General features: G+C 61.5%; 15 protein-coding genes. 6 read left to right on the top strand and 9 right to left on the bottom strand.

What is annotated here, in order from left to right:
* Nucleotides 1–12: 12 nt before the first annotated feature.
* Together FCL40_RS12060 and FCL40_RS12065 are read right to left on the bottom strand one after the other, a co-directional pair.
* Nucleotides 13–612 (bottom strand): response regulator transcription factor, encoded by a 600-nt coding sequence (locus FCL40_RS12060; RefSeq protein ID WP_169307105.1) that lies wholly within the window; start codon nucleotides 610–612, stop codon nucleotides 13–15.
* A complete protein-coding gene (locus FCL40_RS12065; protein ID WP_169307106.1) occupies nucleotides 609–2,375 on the bottom strand; it encodes a sensor histidine kinase in 1,767 nt (588 codons plus the stop codon). Before FCL40_RS12065 ends, FCL40_RS12060 begins: the two co-directional genes overlap by 4 nt.
* A gap of 282 nt (nucleotides 2,376–2,657) precedes the next feature.
* On the opposite strand from FCL40_RS12065, the gene FCL40_RS12070 reads away from it, so the two are divergent.
* The gene (locus tag FCL40_RS12070) at nucleotides 2,658–3,689 is read left to right on the top strand and encodes a porin (protein ID WP_324614077.1); all 1,032 of its coding nucleotides are present in this window, start codon (nucleotides 2,658–2,660) and stop codon (nucleotides 3,687–3,689) included.
* Between the two features lie 140 nt (nucleotides 3,690–3,829).
* On the opposite strand, the gene FCL40_RS12075 is transcribed toward FCL40_RS12070, so the two are convergent.
* From FCL40_RS12075 to FCL40_RS12095, 5 genes are all read right to left on the bottom strand, one after another.
* Nucleotides 3,830–5,254, bottom strand: a complete 1,425-nt coding sequence (locus FCL40_RS12075) for a hypothetical protein (protein ID WP_136853552.1) — start codon at nucleotides 5,252–5,254, stop codon at nucleotides 3,830–3,832.
* A 754-nt stretch (nucleotides 5,255–6,008) separates the two neighbouring features.
* Entirely contained in the window at nucleotides 6,009–7,151 is a 1,143-nt protein-coding gene (locus FCL40_RS12080) for an FAD:protein FMN transferase (protein WP_136853553.1), read from the bottom strand.
* A 60-nt stretch (nucleotides 7,152–7,211) separates the two neighbouring features.
* Entirely contained in the window at nucleotides 7,212–8,543 is a 1,332-nt protein-coding gene (locus FCL40_RS12085; RefSeq protein WP_136853554.1) for an FMN-binding protein, read from the bottom strand.
* 183 nt (nucleotides 8,544–8,726) lie between these two features.
* Nucleotides 8,727–9,572 carry a M90 family metallopeptidase gene (locus FCL40_RS12090; RefSeq protein WP_169307107.1) on the bottom strand — a complete coding sequence of 282 codons (846 nt, stop codon included), beginning with the start codon at nucleotides 9,570–9,572 and terminating at the stop codon, nucleotides 8,727–8,729.
* 9 nt (nucleotides 9,573–9,581) lie between these two features.
* Entirely contained in the window at nucleotides 9,582–10,499 is a 918-nt protein-coding gene (locus FCL40_RS12095; protein WP_169307108.1) for a WYL domain-containing protein, read from the bottom strand.
* A gap of 226 nt (nucleotides 10,500–10,725) precedes the next feature.
* On the opposite strand from FCL40_RS12095, the gene FCL40_RS12100 reads away from it, so the two are divergent.
* Genes FCL40_RS12100 through FCL40_RS12115 form a run of 4 tightly spaced genes read left to right on the top strand, consistent with a single transcriptional unit; the run spans nucleotide 10,726 to nucleotide 14,817 of the window.
* Nucleotides 10,726–11,658 (top strand): hypothetical protein, encoded by a 933-nt coding sequence (locus FCL40_RS12100; protein ID WP_136853557.1) that lies wholly within the window; start codon nucleotides 10,726–10,728, stop codon nucleotides 11,656–11,658.
* Nucleotides 11,659–11,690: 32 nt separating this feature from the next.
* The gene (locus FCL40_RS12105) at nucleotides 11,691–12,095 is read left to right on the top strand and encodes a TerB family tellurite resistance protein (RefSeq protein WP_136853558.1); all 405 of its coding nucleotides are present in this window, start codon (nucleotides 11,691–11,693) and stop codon (nucleotides 12,093–12,095) included.
* Between the two features lie 2 nt (nucleotides 12,096–12,097).
* A complete protein-coding gene (locus tag FCL40_RS12110) occupies nucleotides 12,098–12,991 on the top strand; it encodes a DNA repair protein (RefSeq protein WP_136853559.1) in 894 nt (297 codons plus the stop codon).
* A gap of 14 nt (nucleotides 12,992–13,005) precedes the next feature.
* Complete coding sequence (locus tag FCL40_RS12115; RefSeq protein WP_136853560.1) at nucleotides 13,006–14,817, top strand: hypothetical protein; 1,812 nt, start codon at nucleotides 13,006–13,008, stop codon at nucleotides 14,815–14,817.
* A gap of 399 nt (nucleotides 14,818–15,216) precedes the next feature.
* Here FCL40_RS12115 and FCL40_RS12120 read toward each other — a convergent pair whose 3' ends face one another.
* Entirely contained in the window at nucleotides 15,217–17,007 is a 1,791-nt protein-coding gene (locus FCL40_RS12120) for a DUF3413 domain-containing protein (RefSeq protein WP_136853561.1), read from the bottom strand.
* Between the two features lie 149 nt (nucleotides 17,008–17,156).
* The gene (locus FCL40_RS12125) at nucleotides 17,157–17,384 is read right to left on the bottom strand and encodes a DUF1414 domain-containing protein (RefSeq protein WP_136853562.1); all 228 of its coding nucleotides are present in this window, start codon (nucleotides 17,382–17,384) and stop codon (nucleotides 17,157–17,159) included.
* A gap of 77 nt (nucleotides 17,385–17,461) precedes the next feature.
* On the opposite strand from FCL40_RS12125, the gene yejK reads away from it, so the two are divergent.
* Nucleotides 17,462–18,484: a nucleoid-associated protein YejK gene (gene yejK, locus FCL40_RS12130; RefSeq protein ID WP_136853563.1), complete on the top strand. Its 1,023-nt coding sequence runs from the start codon at nucleotides 17,462–17,464 to the stop codon at nucleotides 18,482–18,484.
* The last annotated feature ends 37 nt before the right edge of the window (nucleotides 18,485–18,521 follow it).

Below are 18,521 nucleotides of genomic sequence, written 5' to 3' on the forward strand. Positions count from 1 at the left end.
CGGCGGGGGCGATCAGCGGTTTTGCCGGCCCACCAGGAACGCCAGCTCGGCGGCGTTCTTTACCCCCATCTTTTTCAGCAGGTTGGCGCGGTGGATCTCGACGGTGCGCTGGGCGATAAACAGCCTATCGCAGATCTCCTTGTTGGTTTTGCCCTCCACCACCAGCTGCATCAGCTGAGTTTCCCGCTCGGTGAGCTGGGCCAGCTTTGCCTGCCAGTCGCCGGCCTGGCTGTCCTCCTGCTGCCGCTCTCGGGAGGCCCTGAGTCCGCGCTCGATCAGCGGCAGCAGCCTCGCTCCGTCCACCGGCTTCTCCAGGAAGTCCAGGGCGCCGGACTTAAGGGCGCTGACCGCCCTGGGCACGTTGGCATGGCCGGTGAGGATGATCACCGACAGCAGGCTGCCACGGCGGTTGAGCTCCTGCTGCAGGGCCAGACCATCCATGCCCGGCATCTCGATATCCAGGATGGCGACCCCGGTCTGGTCCCGGTCGACCGCATCGAGGAAGGCGGCGGCGCTGTCGAAGCCGGTGGTCTGCAGCCCTTTGGCCTCCAGCATCCATTGCAGGGACTCCCTGACGTCGTTGTCGTCATCAACCAGAAAGATGGCGCTCATGATCTACTCCTCTGGGGAAAGTGGCAGAGGAGGGCCAGGCCGGGCTGCCGTCGCTGGGCTTCGATGCGGCCCTGGTGCTCCTCAACGATTCGTTTGCAGATGGTCATGCCCAGCCCCAGCCCCTCGGGCTTGTCGCTCTCGAAGGGGAGAAACAGCCGGGCAAGTTTGCTGTCACTGAGACCGGGCCCCTGATCCCTCACCATCAGGGACAGCCAGCCATCGTGACTGGAAAGGGCGATCTGCAGTACCCGCTGCTCCTCCGGCAGAGACAGCATCGCTTCCATGCCGTTGCGCATCAGATTGACCAGCACCTGTTGCAGCAGGGTGGGATCCGCGGTGATCCAGCCGTGGGCCACTTCCAGTTCAGGCTCTATCCGGCAGCGGTTGTGGCGGCAGTCGGGCGCCATCAGGGTCAGGGTTTCCCGTACCAGGGCGGGCAGGTCCACCGGCTGCTGGCGGCTGGGACGGGCGCAGAACTCCCTCAGCCGGCGAATGATCTCCCTGGCGCGGTCGGTCTGGTCGGCGATGCGCTCCAGCCCCAGGTTGAGGGCGTCTTTGTCCATGGGGCTGGCGTCCAGGCGGTACTGGCACCCCTGTGTCAGGTAACGGATGCTGGCCAGCGGCTGGTTCAACTCGTGGGCGATGCCGGAGGCCATCTCGCCGGTGAGCAGTACACGCTGGGCCTTGTAGAAGCCCCTCTGCTGCTGCTCCAGCTCCTCCTGGGTGCGGCGGTGATCGGCGATCTCACGGCTTAGCTCCGCCGTCCTGCGGGTCACCATGTCCCGGACCCTCAGGTGGTGGATGTAGCCCAGCAACAGCAGGGCCGCCAGCCCCGCCAGGAAGGGGTAGGCCTGGTGCCACAGTTCGCTCCAGTCGGCGTCGAAGGGCCAGAGCCTCAGCTCCCGCAACAGGGCGTAGACATGGCTGTCGTCCACTGGCACGGTCCACCCCTGATAGTGGCCGGCACGGGCGGCCTGGCTGGTCGGCTCCAGGTCCAACAGCAACCGGGTGATCTGGCTGGCCAGGTGGTTGCTGGTGTGGCCCATTTTCGACAGCGAGGAGTAGGGGTAGAGGCGGGTGCTGGTGACGCAGGACCCGGGCCTCTCCTGGCGCAGGGTCACCACCAACTCCCCCTCGGGGAGCTGACCTCGGCTCTCCATCGACTCCAGCAGGCAGGTGGGAACGATGGCCGCATCGGCGCTGCCATCGAGCACCTGGTGCAGCAACTTGGATTGGGGAAAGCCGACAAATTTCAGGTAGGGAAAATCACTCAGCGGCGACAGGCCCTGCTGGTCCAGTTCGCGCCAGAAGGCGATAAAACCGCCAAACGCCTGCTGGCTGACCGATACCACCCGTTTCGACCTCAGGGCCTCCAGGCTCGACACCGTTTGACCGCGGCGGGTGACCACGGCCGACCCCACCGCGTGCGCCGGATCCCTCCCCCCCAGGGGTTTGAGGCTCAGCAACTGGCTGGAGCCGTGACGCTGTTTAAGCTGCAGCGACTTGACCGCATTGCCGATGAAGAAGTCAAACGACTGGTGCTGAACCAGCCGGTCCACCTGGTGGGGACGAAGGGCTAGCAGCACCAGCTGGTGCTGATCCAGGTGGGCATTGAGGTAGTCCACCGTGGGCTGCCACCTCTGGCGCACCCTGTCCGGGGCGTCGAACGCCAGCACCGCCAGGCGCACCTGGTCCCTGGCCAACGACACCGGGGCAGTCAGTACAAGGGTAAAACACAGCAGGGTCAGCAATCGGTAAGTCACGGCAACTCGCAGTAATTTTGGGACAGGCAAATTGTAGTTGGGCCCGCCGGGGGGGAGTGTGAGTTGGCTCACTGAACCGGCCGACATACGGAAAACCACTATATCGACGCTGGAGGCGCTTTGTTGAACTGTTTGCAGGCGAAGGAGACCGGCCTGGGGCGCCGATTCTCAGGCAGTGGCCGCACCGGGTAGGGACGCCGGGAAGCCGTATTTTCAGTCAATTTTGCAATTAAACCAATAACGACCCAAATCCCGGGCCCAGGGGCCCGCTGAGGAACAATGATGAAACTAACACCCGTTGCACTAGGTTTGTTGGCCGGTCTGGCCAGCGTTGGCGTTCAGGCAGATGAGCTGCAGTTCTACGGCCGCATCGACTACTCGGTGACTCACAGTGACTCCGGTTCGGCCACCCACGACGGTGGCTCCGGCACCATCCTCGAGAACAACTTTACCCGGGTGGGGATCCGCGGCGAGGTGCCCATCAACACCGAGCTGGCGTTCTTCTACCGTGTCGAACTGGGTCTGAACGGCGAAGACCAGACCGGCAAGACCGTCTCCTCCCGCCCCACCTATGCCGGCCTGAAGCACAGCACCCTGGGTTCCCTGGCCTTCGGTCGCATCGACCCGGTATTCAAGATGTCCAAGGGCTTCGCGGATGCCTTCGACAACTACAGCATGAAGCATGACCGGCTGTTTGCCGGTGACAAGCGTCATGGCGACTCCCTGGAGTACCGCTCCGCCAACTTTGGCGGCTTGCAGTTTGGCCTGAGCTACCTGCTGGAGGATGACTATTTCAGCGAAGGGGATCCCCGCAAGGAGAACGGCAACTACCAGCTGGCACTGACCTACGGCGATAAGAAGTTCAAGCAGGGCAACCTGTATCTGGCGGTGGCCTACAGCGATGGCGTCGAGGATGTCGAGGCCACCCGTTTCGTGGCCCACTACAAGCTGGATGACTGGACCTTCGCCACCATGATGCAGCAGTCTGAACTGGCGAACCCCAGTGCCGCCGGATACCAGGACCGTGATGGCTTCGGCTACATCATCAGCACCACCTACCGGATGGGCGGCTGGAAACTGAAAGCCCAGTACGGTGAAGATGACTCCGGCACCGGCAAGATCGCCGGGCGCGTCTATGGCCAGCTGGGCGATCAGGCTGGCGTGGTGCCCACCGTCAGTCAGTGGGCCCTGGGAGCCGAGTACTTCCTCTCCAAGCAGTTGAGACTGCACACCGAACTGGGCCAGTTTAACGTGGATGAGTACGGCGACTTCGACGATACCATCACCAGCGTCGGCCTGCGTTACGACTTCTGATTTTGAGAAAGTTCACCCCTGAAGGCCCCCGCCGACACTAGTGGCGGGGGCCTTTTTTTGTCGAACGGCAGAGCATGTGCCGGCCGTAAAACGCAGGTTCTCCCTGCGCCCAATCCCGGGTGCCCCCCTGGGGCGGTGGTTCAGGGCTGATGCGGCGTTGCAGACTCGGGCAGCGGTACCTCATGCACCGAGGCGATACCGTCGGGCAGGGCGCTTTGAGAGATGTCGATGATCTGGGAACGGTTCATGGTGATCTTATAGCGGGCGAAACTCGGCGGCCGGCGGTTCTCCCGCATCATCAGCACCAGGTTGATCTGATAACGTCGCTCTACGGAGTCGCTGCTGATCTTGCCGTCGGACTCCTTGTAGATCTTCGCTTTTCCTCGATCAAGGTAACGGGCAAAGGGCACCAGGCTGAAGTTGATCTGCTCCTGAATGGTCGTGTAACCGGTCAGGAACGCCTTTTGCGAGATCCTGGAGCTGATCCCGTAATGCAATATCTCGGTATCGACCCTGTTTTGGCTGTGTCGACGACTCAAAATGTCATCGACCACCTCCGGCAGATCCCGGTTGTTGATGAAGTCGGCCCAGATCAGCTGGCGGCCGATAACGCTCTGGCTGGTGGTGTCCCTGAGGATCCGGCTCCATCGCGGGCGGCCCTTCTGAATCCTTCGCCACAACGCGTTGCGAAGATCGTCTTTGAAGATCTCGCGAAAGGCGTAGATCACCGCCAGCGTCAGCACCAAGGCCAGGGATAACCCGCTCAGCACCCCCTGAGCTTTGATGATCAGGCTGGAGACGATCAACATGATCACCCCGGTGGCCACTCCCGTGGTGAGTTTTTGCAACCCCACCCCCAGGATTTTCAACTCCTCCTTGAGCACGACCCCCTGTTGGATCAGGCGGCGCAGCAGCAGCATCTTGTTGGAGATCCGGTTCGGGTCGCTCTTGGTCTGTTCCGAGTTATATTGCCTGTCGTCACGATAGGCGCTCTCGGCGCGACACAGGCTGACAACCTGGTCAATGATGGCGCCATATTCGCTGCTTCTCGGCGCATGAGACAACAGCTTGAGCAGCCGCTGTTCGCAGAACCAGGACAGGTAGTTGTCGGCGTTTTCGAAATAGTGCTTCCAGTTCGGTTCGCTCGGTTCGTTGCGGCGAAACTTCTTCAGCAGCTGGGTGACGATGTCACACAGCTCGCTCAGCGCCGGGTAGAACTGGTCGGCCTCTTTGAGCTGCGCCAACTCTGTGCTGTCCGTCTCGATGGCGATGGCAAACTGGTAGGCGAACAGGTTCAGGTAGAGTCGAAACTCCTCGACGGTGCGCTTGTTCAGGCTGACAAAGCGCCCCTGCACCAACGGCAGGTGCAGTCCCGTCGAGTAATAGGAGCGTCGTCCGACTACCGCGCTGTGGCAATACACCCCGGCATCCAGGCTTTGCGGGTTGACGCCCATATCCTTGGGCAGCATAAAGTACAGATCGATGCGGCGATGATCGCCATTGGTCATCTGGTGGACGACCTTGAGGGACAGTGACTCTTCCTGCTTAACAACGATGTTTGACACGTAACCTCAATACTTCTGAATAACAGCCGACCCAGGTCATTTTAGTGTAGCACTCTGTCTTAATTAAGTTTTATCTCTGGCTACGGCGACAAAGGCGCCATGCCGGCGTTCGTTCAGCCGGTTTTGGGGATTTGGGGTGATGGCAACACTGGATGGGCGCCTTTGCCGCGAGGTGTGGAGCGACCGGGTGAGCCGCCGTCGGTTCGGGGCGCTCAAGCTGGCCTGCGGCAAAGGAAACTAAGGGGAGGGCGAGGCTCTCTCGGAGGGCATGATGGCTCGCCATAGGAGGGAAACAAAGATGGCCGCGCCAGTGCGTGGCCATCAACCATTAATAGCCTGATTCAGCCCCATGCCCAGACGATTGGCGTTGCCTGGCCCGGCGATGATCTCGCTCTTTGCGCGACTGTGGCCTGTCATCATCATCGTCCCACTTGTTGCGGCGGTGCCTTTTGCCCAAGGGCTCAAGCCATTCATTGGGTAGCTGTTTCATGAGTCTCTCAAATGTAAGTTATTGCCCTCACATTGTGATCCTTCAATGGGGAAATCTAAATGAAATTCTTTTTATCATCAGGATAAATAGTTTTTGATCAACCGGCCCTGCTGTATCGGCATCGCTCGGGGTGCGATGCCTCATCGGTGGCCGATTGCGGCGGGTTTCTGCCTGATGGTTTGTGCCCCGGTGCCGGGTGGTGGGCGAGAGCAAAAGCTACTCCCCAGGCGGCGCTGCCCGGGGAGTAGCGCATCAATTCGACGTTCAGGGAGCGAAGTAGTGCTCAAACCCGGAGCTGTGGATCTCGTTGCGGTTTTCATCGAGTACCCATACCGCCTCCAGGTAATCCAGCTTCTCCGCCAGGGCCCGCGCCTGATCCAGGGGCATCAGGAACAGGGTGGTGGAGAGCACATCGGCGTAGATGTGATTGGCGGTGAGCACCACCGAGGTGGCCACACCGCCCCGCTTGGGATAGAGGGTGGTGGGATCGATGATGTGGTGGTACTCCTTGCCATCCACTTCAAAGTATTTCAAATAGTTGCCACTGGTCACCACGGTCAGGTTCTCACCTTTGATCAGGTCGCCGTAGCGGTTCTCTGCCCGCTCACAACCGCTCAGCTGGAACTGGTGTTTGCGGCAGACCGGGTCTTCGATGGCGGTGACAAAGGGGCGTCCCTCGGGGTGGAGGCCATAGTGGCGAATATTGCCGCCGGCGTTGATCACCACCGAGCGCATTCCGCGCTCCCTGAGGTGATTCAGAACCCTCTCCACCATCCAGCCCTTGGCAATGCCCCCCAGATCCAGGCTCATCCCTTCGGCCATGGTGATGCTGTGGCTGGCGGCATCCAGCCTGATGGCGTCGATGCGGGTGCGCTGTGCCGCGGCCCTGAGCTCGGCGTCACTGGGCAGGCTGCACTCCCTCTGTTCCGGCTGGTCGCTGTTGCAGCGGAACCGGTGTTGGCGCCACAGCTGTACTACCGGGCCAATGGCGATGTTGAAGTATCCGCGGGAGAGGCGGTGCCACTCGATGCCGCTCTCGATCATTTCAAACAGCTCGGGCTCGACCCTGTGGGTCTGGGTGGGGGCCAGGTTGATGGACTTGATGTTGACCAGCCCCGGGTAGGTGTCGTAGTCCGAGGCCAGCCGATGGTAACGTTCGATGATCCGAAGCGACTCACACAGGGACGTTGCGGCATCTTCGCCGCCGTTATCCAGGACCTCAATGGTGATGGAGGTGCCGAAGTAGTCCAGGGTATAGAGCACACTGCGGTTGGGCTCCGACTGAATCAGTCCATGTTGCTGGCAGAACTGCCGGTCGGCGCTCGGGGCATCGGCCCAGGCAAAGGGGGTCAGCAGCAGGTGAGCCAGGATAAGCACCTGGGTGAGGCGGTCGATAGGTGAATACATGGTGAGCCTCTAAGTGGGGTGGGGGGATGCCGGGGCCCGATGGCAGGCCCCGGCCGGGGTTCAGTTGTGGGCGCGGACCACCTGGTCGGCTCGCATCTCCTGGTAGAGCAGTTCGGCCTGCTTCAGGTAGAGGTCCCAGGAGGCGGAACGCTTGGTAAAGCCGGTCTGGGCATAGCTGCCGGTATCGCCGGTGGCGGGCAGATCGTCGATGTCGAAGATGGAGCCGCCAGCTTTGACGTGCTCATTCAGGGCGTCGAACATCACGTTGAAGCCGATACGGGCGGGCTCTACGTAGTGCACGGAATCGTACTTGGACTGGCGATAGTGCTTCTTCAGTGACGCGTCGCGGATCTCCCCCTTGGAGTCGGCGAAGATCTCGTCGTAATAGACGTCGACAATCTCCTTGGTGCTGGTGTCCACCACGAACCTCAGCAGTGAGGTGATGCCGGTCCAGCGCCCCTGGTCATCGGTGAGGCGTTCGGCGTTCTGGTACAGCTTCAACTGGGTGCCTTCACCCTGGATCCGGTCATGGATCTTGGCGGTCAGGGGCACCAGGGATTGCTGGATGGAGTTGGAAGCGCCGGCGACGATGTCCAGGCCCAGGTACTTGAGGCGGTTGGGCTGGTTCAGCTTGTTGGCCAGCTTAGGATCGTAATCCGGGTTGGGCTCGAAGGTCAGCTTGTCCTTCTCCACCATCATTTTCTCCATGGTCAGGGCAGACTGCACCCAGGCGGTGCCCTTCTTCTTACCCATGGAGAAGTTGTATTCGGACATCCGCTTGGGGACGTCCTGATAGAGACGGGTGTAGTAGTTGGGGCGGCCGCTTTCGTTGAACTCCGCCAGGATCACGTCGCTGGGGTTATCGCTGTCCAGCACGATGATCATGCTGCCCATATGACCCTGACGGAAGCGGGCCTCCTCGTAGTAGTAGTCGCCCTTGAGCAGACCCAGTCTGGGTTGAATGGACCACTTCAGTTTGAACTCATCCCCCTTCTCCTCGGAGGCGCCCACCGGCTGGTACTCTGGGGTGGAGCCGTCGGTGCGGGGCAGGCTGTTGATCGCCTGGAGGATGCCGTTAGAGGAGAAGGTGGAGCCGGACACGGCATCGATCCCTTCGTGGCCATTGTTGGTGACAATCTTGGGGAACAGCCGCTCGGCGTTGAGGTAGAGCGACTCGGTCTCCTTGTGGGACTGGGTGGTGATCTGCTGGATCTTGCCCTGTTCAACCTGCACCTGCAGGGTGATGGTGCTCTTCTTACCCTTACCGGAGACTTCGTGGGTGCCGTCCAGGTACTTGCCCTGGGGGGCCTGGCTGGCGCATCCGGTCATGGCCAGGGCAACCAGGGTTGCGGCGGGAAGGGCGTAGCGGCGTGTCTTGTTATGTGCTGCCATCGATGGCTCCTAACTCGTTGGTATCGCGTTGATGCGGGTCGGAGTTGACCTTTGACTGGCAGACTAATTAATCGCCCCGAGGGGCAATATAGTGGTTTTCCGTAGCGTCGGGAGAAGGGTGACCGGCTTCACATTGGGGGAGGGGAATACCGTCAACCGTCCTCCCCTGGGGCTGGGCGGCAATCAGCGGGGACAGAGGTGAGGCAGCGGCTGCCACTGGGGGGCGCGCACCATCGGGTTTTGCCCTAGGAAGCGGCTCAGCAGATGGTAGAGCTCAGGGTAAGCCAGGTGAAGGGCGATAGGGTCGGTAAAAAACGCCTCGATGCAGACCGCGAAGAACTCCGCCTCGTTTTCGGCGCCGTAGGGGTCGACCCAGAGGGTGTTCCAGGCCAGGGCGGCCTCGGGCGAGCCTGCGGGCGCGGATTGCGCCCGGCTGACCAACCTGCGCTGGCTGGCGAAGGCTTTGGGGAACGCCTCCAGCCACCCAGGTCTCAGGGGGGCGGGCAGGGCCGGCAGACCATCGGCGATGCCACCGTTGGCCATGTCCAGCTTGTGAGCCAGTTCGTGGATCACCAGGTTGTAGCCGTTCCAGTGGCCGCTGTAGCCCAGCTCCGACAGCGACAGCAGCACCGGGCCCTGCTCCCATGCTTCGCCGCTGAGTGTCTCCATGCCCTGGTGCTCGATGCCCTGGTCGTCCACATAGTGCCGGTCGCTGACAAACTCCTCCGGGTAGATCAGCAGTTCGTGGAACACCCCGTAGGCCTCCAGCCCCAGGTTGAGCACGGGCAGGGCGGCCATCAGGGCGATGTCGATGCAGTGGTCATCGGTCAGGGCTGCGTCCATCACCGGGGTGAAGCGTTTGTCGTGGAGGAAGCACCAGCCCAGCGCCATCAGCCGGCTCTGCTGGTCACGGCCCAGCCCATCCAATATGGGCAGGGCATCCAGGTTTTGCTGCCAGCGGGCCCGGCGCTCGGGATCGAATCGGGCCAGCTGCCGCTGGCGTCTCCAGTTGGAGAAAATGGTAAACATGGCCATAGCTTAGCCCGGCGGGCCTGAAATGGGAACGGCGAGTTGGGGCGCCGTCGCCACGCCATCGCTTTGGTCCTGGGGGTTCTGCTCGATGGCGTCCAGCACCAGGTGCTGGTGCTCGGCGGGCAGGGCGTGGTTGTAGGGCTCGGACACGTCCCAGCGCTTGAGGTAGTAGGGCAGCAGCGCCTGCCTGACCCTCTCGCTGCGGCAGAGTGATGCCGGGTCCATGCCAAAGTCGCGGGCGATGATCTCTCGCTGCCGCTTGGCCAGCCTGGGGTTGGGGATCAGCCGGACCTCGACCAGGCGGTTCCACGCCTGGTCCTCCTCCCTGGTTTTGGCTGCCTTGCGCGGCTCCAGGCTCAGATCACCGCGAAACCGGCTGATCACGAAGTCCCGAAACCCTTGGTTTTTCTCGCACCAGGCGCGGACATGCCAGCGAAAGCCGTTATACACCAGGGTGTGGGGCGCCAGCAGCCGGCCCGGGTCATCGGCGGGCGGTTCCGCCGCCAGCGAGTCGTAGTGGCCCTCGACGGTCAGTCCCTGGCGGGCCGCCTGGATCAGGGTGCGCACCACCTGGGCACTGACGAACCGGGACGGGGGTTCCATGAAGTGGGTGGCGTCGGGCTGCAGGCTGGTGAGGGACAGCATGTCCCCCAGGTCGTCGTGCCGGGCCAGCAGCTGCAGATACTCATCCACGTGCCCCTTGCAGAACCTGGGGGTAAAGCCGGCGGCCGGCCGGTACCCCTTCAGGCTGCGGTCATACTCTAGGCTGCTGCCTGCCGATTCCCGGATATAGGTGTTGATGTCCTTGGAGGCCTGCTGCCGGCCGATGTCGAAGGCCTCACACAGGTGATTGGTGGTCAATCGTCCCTCCCACAGGGCAATGATCTCAATGAGGCGGTATCTCAGTTTCTGGTCGACACGCATCGGGGTTCCATCTGCTTGAAAAGGCGACATGTTAATGTAGCCAGTAATGACATGTAGTTTCAAGCTACATTATAATCGACCCTGGCACTGGAGGCCGTCTTGGCCACTGGCGCATATTCGTTCAGTTGGTTGTGTTTCTAACTTAAATCACTGTTTTAGAACCAGGTTGCAATCACTATAATCCACTGACTTCCGCAATACCTACTTTGGTGAAAACGAGAACCCTATGGAACTGTCTCTCAATGATCTGGGCCTGGCCCTGTTTGCCCTCACGGCCGTCAACAGCGCCCTGATCTTGTATCTTATGGTTCGCCAGTCGGCGCAACAGACCTTGCAACAACACCTTGCCAAGGAGACCGAGACCCGGGTGGGCGACGTCGCCACCGAACTGGCTTCCCTGATCACCAAGTGTGCCACTCATCTTCAGGAGAGGACCCTGACCGCTCTTGAGGAGATCCGCACCGGCCTCGCCCGTCACGCCAGTGCCGCCGAGGAGAACCACAACAAGCTGGCCCAGACGTTAATCACCGTCGCGGGGGAGAACCGGGGCCATAACGAGTCGCTCCAAGGCCAGCTGCTGCAGGCGGTTAAGGAGTCCAGGACTCATACCCACGCCGAGTTTGACCAGCTTCAGGAGGCGATGGCGTCGCAGCGTGCCCGGCTTGAGGCCGACCTGGCAGAAGTCGGGCGGACTCAGCGAAAGGAGGCCGAAGCGCTTGGGAGCCAGGCGCAGCAGTTGGCCGGCCAGCAGCGCCTGGTTGCCCACCAGGCCCAACTGGCGCTGGTGGAGCAACTGACCGGGCTGGTTCAGAGCCTTAAGATCACCAACGCCGTGGATCTGACCCATGCCCTTGTGGAGGGCCGGGAGCTTAAGGTGGAAACCGAGGAGTTCGTCAAGCAACTCGGTGAATGTAAGGTGACCGCCATGGAGGACAAGCTCAGTGGCCAGGTGACCGAGATCCTGTACCAGGAGGGACGCAAGGTGAGCAGCCGTACCTTCGAAAATGGTCAGCTGAAGTATCAGATCAGCTTCGATGAGCAGGGTCGGGCGACCAAGGGGGAAGAGTTCAACCAGAAGGGAGAGCTGGCCTTCGAGTACCACTACGACCTGGCCGGCGAGGTCGCCAGCCGCCATGACCATTCCGGCGCACAGCACTAACCGCCACATCAACAGAATAAGGTGAGACCCACATGTTTTTGAATCTTCTCCCCAAGAAAGAGCGTCAGTATTTTCTCAACCTGGCCCGTTACGCCATGGGGCTCAACGGAGAATGCAAATCCGAGGAGCTGGAGATCTACCACTCCTTCGTGCACGAGTGCGACCTGCACGGCTACCAGGCCAAGACCGGCAACAAGCCGGTGGCCGAGTCGATCGATGCCCTGGCCGCTGGGGAGATCGGCCAGAGAAAGGCGGTGATGATTGAGCTGTGCGGCATCTTGCTGGCGGACAGCGCCATCTGCGCCAATGAGCGCGCCTTTATCGACCGGCTGACCGAGGCGTTTGGGCTGGAGGCGTTCGAGGTGCGCCGCATCGAGCGGTGGGTGGCGGCGATGAACGATCTGGTGGCCGAAGGCTACCGGATGGTGGAGGCGTAACCATGTTGGGACGGGTGTGGAGTCCGGTGAGCCGTTGCGTCTCCCGGGTCGTCGACCGGGTGAAGACCGCCGGTGCCAAGGCGTGGAATGCGGTGACCGGCAAGGATAAGTTTCTCGAGGCCAAGCGATTGCACGAGGAGCTGATGGAGCGCTACCAGCGCCAGCAACAGCTGTACCGCGAGCAGGTGGAGGCCCGCAGCCAGGCCATCGAGGGCCGGCTCAAGGCGATCAATGGCTTCAAACAGCAGATCTTCGACAGTCAGTTTCCCCGGTTTATCGCTCTGGGTAATCGACTCCACAACGTCAGGGTGGCCGGCAGCCACTTTGAAGAGTTCTTTGACAACAAGCTGATGGAGGTCGCCTGCGCCAGCGGCGTTCGCAGCCGGGCGGAGCTGTTCGAAATCGACTTCGACAACCTGGGTTTCCGCGAGGTGGCGCTGTCGGTGTTGACCCTGGGGTTCTACTCGCGCAGGAGGGCCAAGGAGTCTCTGCAGCAGGTGAAGGATGAGGCGGTGCGCATCGAGGAGGAGTTTGCCAAGATGGAGGCCCAACTGGCCAAGATCGCCGTAGTGGAGCAGTCCATCGGCCAGGTGGAGCTCTATTTCGACCAGTTGATCGCCAACTATGGCCGCCTGCTGGATCGTTTCGAGTATGGCATCAACTCCCAGCGCATCTTGCAACTGGGGATGGACCCGCAGCTGTTTGCCGGCAAGCTGGACTTCCGGTTGCTGCCCGTGGCCCATATCCAGGAGTTCCAGGCGCTGTTCAACCTGTCGGTGGTGCTCAAGCGTATGGCCCAGATGAGCTACCTGAGCCGGGATGGGGCGATCATCGAGGGTCAGGCCACCGAGGCCGCCGCCCTGTTTGACCGTGTTGCCGCCAAAGAGGCCGCCTGATGGGAAGCCCGACGATGGAACAGAATTCCGCCGACAACCTTGCCCAGCCGGCACTGACCAGTGAGGCGCTGTTGGCCCAGCTCAGTGGCACCTCGCCGTTGCAGGCGAGCAGCGTGCTGATCAACCTGGAACTCTATGAGCAGCGTGAGTCACTGCAGGTGCTGGAGTCCGTTTATCAGGAGTTTGACTCCAAATCCTCCCTGATGGATGAGTTGCTCAAGCCGGTCGCCCTGAGTGTGCTCGATGGGATCATCAGCCACAAGGATCTGAAGCTGAACCGGACCGGCCTGTCGGCGAGCCGGGTGTGGAACGAGGTTCAGCAGTTTGATTACGGCGAAGGGACGACCCTCAGCAACGATGCCACACAAAGCCGCCATCAGCTGGATGCCCTGCGTACCCCCAGGGACTATGATGACAAGGTTCGTGCCACCATGACCAAGGAGAGCAACCGCGAGCGCCACAAGCAAAGCCACTTCGGCACCGCCGCCCAGGGGTACAGCGACCTCGAGGTGAATCAGGATGGCAGCCGGGTCAGGGTATACCGCAAGCAGGACCGGGCCATGGAGGTGGGCAGTTACTGGCGGGCAGTGGACACCGATCACGTGGTCCCGGTCAAGCAGATCAACGATCGGTACGCCAACAACGCCTTCCTGAACGACGCCGACATGGTGGCCATCACCGATGGCGAGTTCAACCTGGTGGAGATCTCCAACCGCTTCAACCGTTCCAAGGGGGACAGCAGCTTCTCCGACATGGTGGCGGAGAAGCGACAGCTGGAGGCCAAACAGGCCGGCGGGGCGCGACTCAGCGCCAAGGAGCGCAGCCGACTCGCCAAGCTGACGCTGAACAGCGATGACACCTACGACGCCGCAGTGGAGAAGCAGCACCAGGCCGAGAGGGCGATCCACGCCAAGGCGCAGCAACAGGCCCTGAAAAACCTCAAGGAGAACGGTCTCGAGGTGGGGACCAAGGCCGGCATTCAGGCGGGGGAGCAGAGTGCCTACCAGGCCATGGGCCACGGCATCATTGCCCTGATTAAGCCGCTGCTGCACGAACTGATGGACGCGGTTCGCCACGGGTTTGCCGAAGGGGTCGGTGCCGAGAGTGCCACCGAAGGGCTGAAACTTCGTGTCTCCCGGGTGATGAGATACTTTGTGCGGGAGGTGCTGCCCACCCTCAAGCAGGGGATCAAGGACCTGATCAACAACTTCGTCAAGATTCTCATCGAGGGGGTGCTGGGGCTGGTGACCGGCATGTTCAAGACGGTGCTCAAGGTGATCTCCGAAGGCTTCTCCGCCCTGGTGGGCGCCGGCAAGATTCTGATGCAGCCCGATTCCGCCATGAGCAGAGCCCAGAAGGCCGATGCCATCGTCAAGCTGTTTGCCGCGACCGCCGCCAGCTTCGTGGTGTTCTACTTCGAGAGCAGCATCCTGGCGGCGCTGCCCAAGGGCTTTATCAAGGACATTGCCCTGAGCACCCTGAGCGGCGTGGCCTCGGTGGTGGTGGTTTACCTGCTGAATCAGGCCGACCTGTTCTCCACCAAGGCGGAGCTGCGCTCCCGCAGGGTGGCGGAGATCTTCGAGCACAGGGTGAAGCAGATCAAGCTGAACACCGATGCCTTCGAGACCGCGGCGGTGACCAAGCTGGCTCAGGATAAGCTGGCCTTCATGGCCATCAGCGAGAGGATGCAGGGGCTTATTGAGGCCGATGAGGACGTCAACCCGGCGGTGGAGCAGCTGGCCCGAAGCTTTAACATCGAGCTGTCGGTCAAGGAGACCGACGAGTTCCTCAACTTGCTGGAGAGCAGCGACGCGTTACTGGTTTAGCAACCACAGTGGGGACGGTCACCAGACCGCCCCCCGCTGCTGGCCTTCCGTGGCCGGGGATTTCAGTTGACCGCGGCCAACAGCCCCAGTACTGCCGCCGGGGCGATGGCGGCAAAGGCGACGGCGGCCCAGTCGACCAGGGACTGGTTATCTTTCTTAGACATAGTGACTCCGGAACAGTAGTAACAAGCCCCAAGATGGGCGTTTAAGGGCATGGAACACGCAATGGCGCGCTCATTCCTGTTCCACAAGCCGTTGTGTCTGCGTCAAATCGCACCGCTATATTAATCGAACATTTCTGCGGTGAGCATTCGGTTATTCAATGGTTTGGACTCGGCGGTTATCCGATGTCCGGGCATGAAAAAGCCCCGCCTGAGCGGGGCTTTCTCTATTTGTCGCCTAGTTGGCAAACAAGCGCCTGTTCTCCGCCATCACCTGCAGCAGGGTCGGCGCGTCCAGCTTGGCGTTGCGGATGCGGCGGTTGTCCCGGTCGTAGACCCGGTAGTCGCCGTGGTTGTCGATCACCGTGGTGGTGCCCTTGGACATGATCGCCACGTAGCGGCGGTTGCCGGTCACCAGGAACTCCAGGGTCGAGGGGGCGTACAGGGTATCGCCCACACTGTACTCCGCCGGGCTGTTGGTGCAACCCAGCAGGTTGGTCAGCAGCGTGGGGGCGACCGCATAGTGGCTGGTGGGATAGCCGATGCGCTTGCCCGCGTCTCCCGGCCAGCGAATCATCAGCGGCACACCGGTGGTGGCGTCGGAGAAGTTGCGGCTCAGCCGGTTGTCCAGGCTGGTGAACTCCTGGCCGTTGTTGCCGGTGATCACCACCAGGGTGTCCGGACTGACGGCGTCCAGCAGTCGCTCCAGCTGACCGTCGAGGAAGGTCAGCGAGCTGCGGTACTGGTTGAACAGCACCGCCTGGGCCTCGTTGAGCGCCATCTGAGGTTTCACCGTAGGCAGTCCGACGAAGCCGACGGGTGTGCTGTAGACCGACGGTGCGTGGTACTGCACCAGCAGCGCCAGCTTGTCCCGGGGCGAGCTCAGCAGGTGAAGCGCCTGGTCGGTGGTCTGGGTGTCGCGCTGCGCCGCCGACTCGAAGGGGCGTTCCTGAATCAGCTCGAAGTCTCTGAACACCAGCTGAGTGGCAGGCTCGAGCTGTGAACCGGCCACGCCCAGGGCGGTGAGCGCATAGCCCTTGGCCGTCAGTTGCTGGGTCAGTACCGGCGCCTTCTGGTCGGCCAGCAGCGACCCTTCATAGGCGGGCAGCAGTCCGTACAGCAGGCTTCGCAGGCCCTGACCCGCTTCGTTGGAACCGCTGTAGTGGGCCATGAAGTGGTGGGTCGTCTTCGACCACTGACTCAGGAACGGCATGGTTTCTGGGGTCACCATGTCCCGCCGCAGGGCGTCGATGGTGACCATAAGCAGCGGCTGGGACGGGGTGTCGATGCACTGCATCGCCCTGGTGGGATAGGTCAGCTGCTTGGTCGGCAGGGCCGAGGTTTCCCGCTCCAACAGGGTCTCCTCGTCGACGATGCCGCGACTGGCCATAAAGCTGCGGGCGGTGGCCGGGTAGTGCAGCGGCAGCATCTCATCCTGCTGGACGATGGGCTGGTAGACGTTGGCGTCGGCCCAGATGTGCAGCAGGTGGCTGCCGAGGAACAGGCCTATCATTACCGAGGCGATCTTACCGCCCCACTGGCGCCGGCTCAGGCGCTCTATCCGTTTCCACAAGCCGTTGGCCAGCAGCAACTGCAGGGCCAGCATGGCCGCGGGGGCTACCAGCAGCCAGGGGTTGCTGATCAGCTTGGGCAGATCGGCGAAGGAGATGTCGAACACGAAGGGGTTGAGGTGCAGCCGGTAATGGTCGAACACCAGGGTATCGTACACCAGCAACATATGGCCCAGAGTTGCCATGATCGCCGCATAGCCCCTCAATATCTTGGAGTAGGGCAGGATAAGGCTGATGGGAAACAGCAGCAGCAGGTAGATCAGGAAGCTGACGAAGGAGAAGTGCCCCAGCAGGGTAACCGCGGTGTAGAGTTGGGACAGCAGGGTATCCGGCCAGCCCAGCAGTTTGACGTAACGTACCGCGATGATGGCGGCCAGCAGCCCATTAATGAAGGCAAACCAGTGGCCCCAGGTCACCAGACGGGAGACTTTGTCTCTTTGCAGATCGGTAGCGTGCATGGATGTGGAAGTATTCCTCTGTAGGAGCTCATATCCTAAGCGGAAACAAGGCACTATACCAGTGAACTGGTGTAATTCCGTCCCGGTGATGGGACTGGCATCGTCTTGGCGGGGGGAGAGTGACCCCTGCCGGGGTCACGCCGCGGGCATCAGGCGTCGTGCCGGTCGTCGACCGAGGCCAGCAGCGCCTGACCGAACTGCTCGGCCAGCCGTTTGCGGGCAGCGGGCGCCACATCACGGTTGATGATGTCGGTGGCACAGTTGCCCAGCACCATCAGTGCCAGATCCGTCGGAGTCTGGTTTTTCTCGAGCACTAAAAGCAGCTCGTTCAGCAACTTTTCCACCTGGTCATTGCTGTATTTGGACAGAATCGCCATGGCTTTTCCTGTTTTGTTGATTCGAAGGCGCAGTATAATAGCCGATCTGTGCGTGAACCACTAACACCGGGAACAAGATGATTAAGATCGATCAGGCGATTCTGCACGCGGTGCAGAGAGATGGCGAAGGAGAGCTGCGTTGTAAGCTGCGCCCCCAGCCCCTGGAGTACTCCGATGCCCTGGATGAGCTGCTGGGCGAGTTGCACCGCCTCTATACCGCCAAGGCCGGCAAGGGTTACGGCTACTTTGGTGTGCCCGAAGGGGAGGACGAAGCCAACCCGGCATTCTCGGAGGCACTGACCCAGTGGCACACCGGCAACCTGGGGTTTGTCGAGTTTAGCGGCCGGGCGGGGAAGCTGCTGGAGCAGGAACTGGCCAAGTATGACTTTGCCCAGGGAGGCTACCTGCTGATGGCAGCCTACAACCACATCGCCTGTGACTACCTGTTTGTGGCGCTGATGTCGCCCAAACCCAGTGTGTCTGTGTCCCAGGAGATGGAGGTGCATGGCAGTGAGCACCTGGACCTGTCCAACCTGCAGCTGGCTGCCCGCATCGATCTCAGCGAGTGGCGTGCCGATCCAACATCGAAAAAATACATCTCCTTCATCAAGGGGCGGGCAGGGCGTAAGGTGGCCGATTTCTTCCTCGACTTCATGGGCTGCGTCGAGGGGGTAAACGCCAAGAGGCAGAACAAGGAGCTGGTGCAGGCGCTGGAAGATTACGTGGCGACCACCGATCTGGACGCCGAAGAGCGCCAGCAGTGCCGTGATGCGGTGTTTGATTACTGCAAGACCCAGATCAGCGCCGGCGGTGAGGTGCAGCTGAAGGACATTGCCGACGAGTTCGCCGACCGCGGCGCCGAGGAGTTCTACCAGTTTACCTCTGCCGGTGAGTATGAACTGGAGGAGACCTTCCCCGGTGATCAGAGCACCCTGCGTCAGCTGAAGAAGTTCTCTGGTACCGGCGGTGGGGTCTCGCTCTCCTTCGATGCCCACCACCTGGGGGAGCGGGTGGTGTGGGATGCGGTGAACGACACCATCACCATTAAGGGGGTTCCGCCAAATTTGCTGGATCAGTTGCAAAGACGCTTGAAAGCGTGAGCTCGATCGCATAAAAAGAGGCCTCGTCGTTAAGGCG

It is taken from the genome of Ferrimonas sediminicola, from assembly GCF_005116715.1.
Classification (GTDB): Bacteria; Pseudomonadota; Gammaproteobacteria; order Enterobacterales; family Shewanellaceae; genus Ferrimonas; species Ferrimonas sediminicola.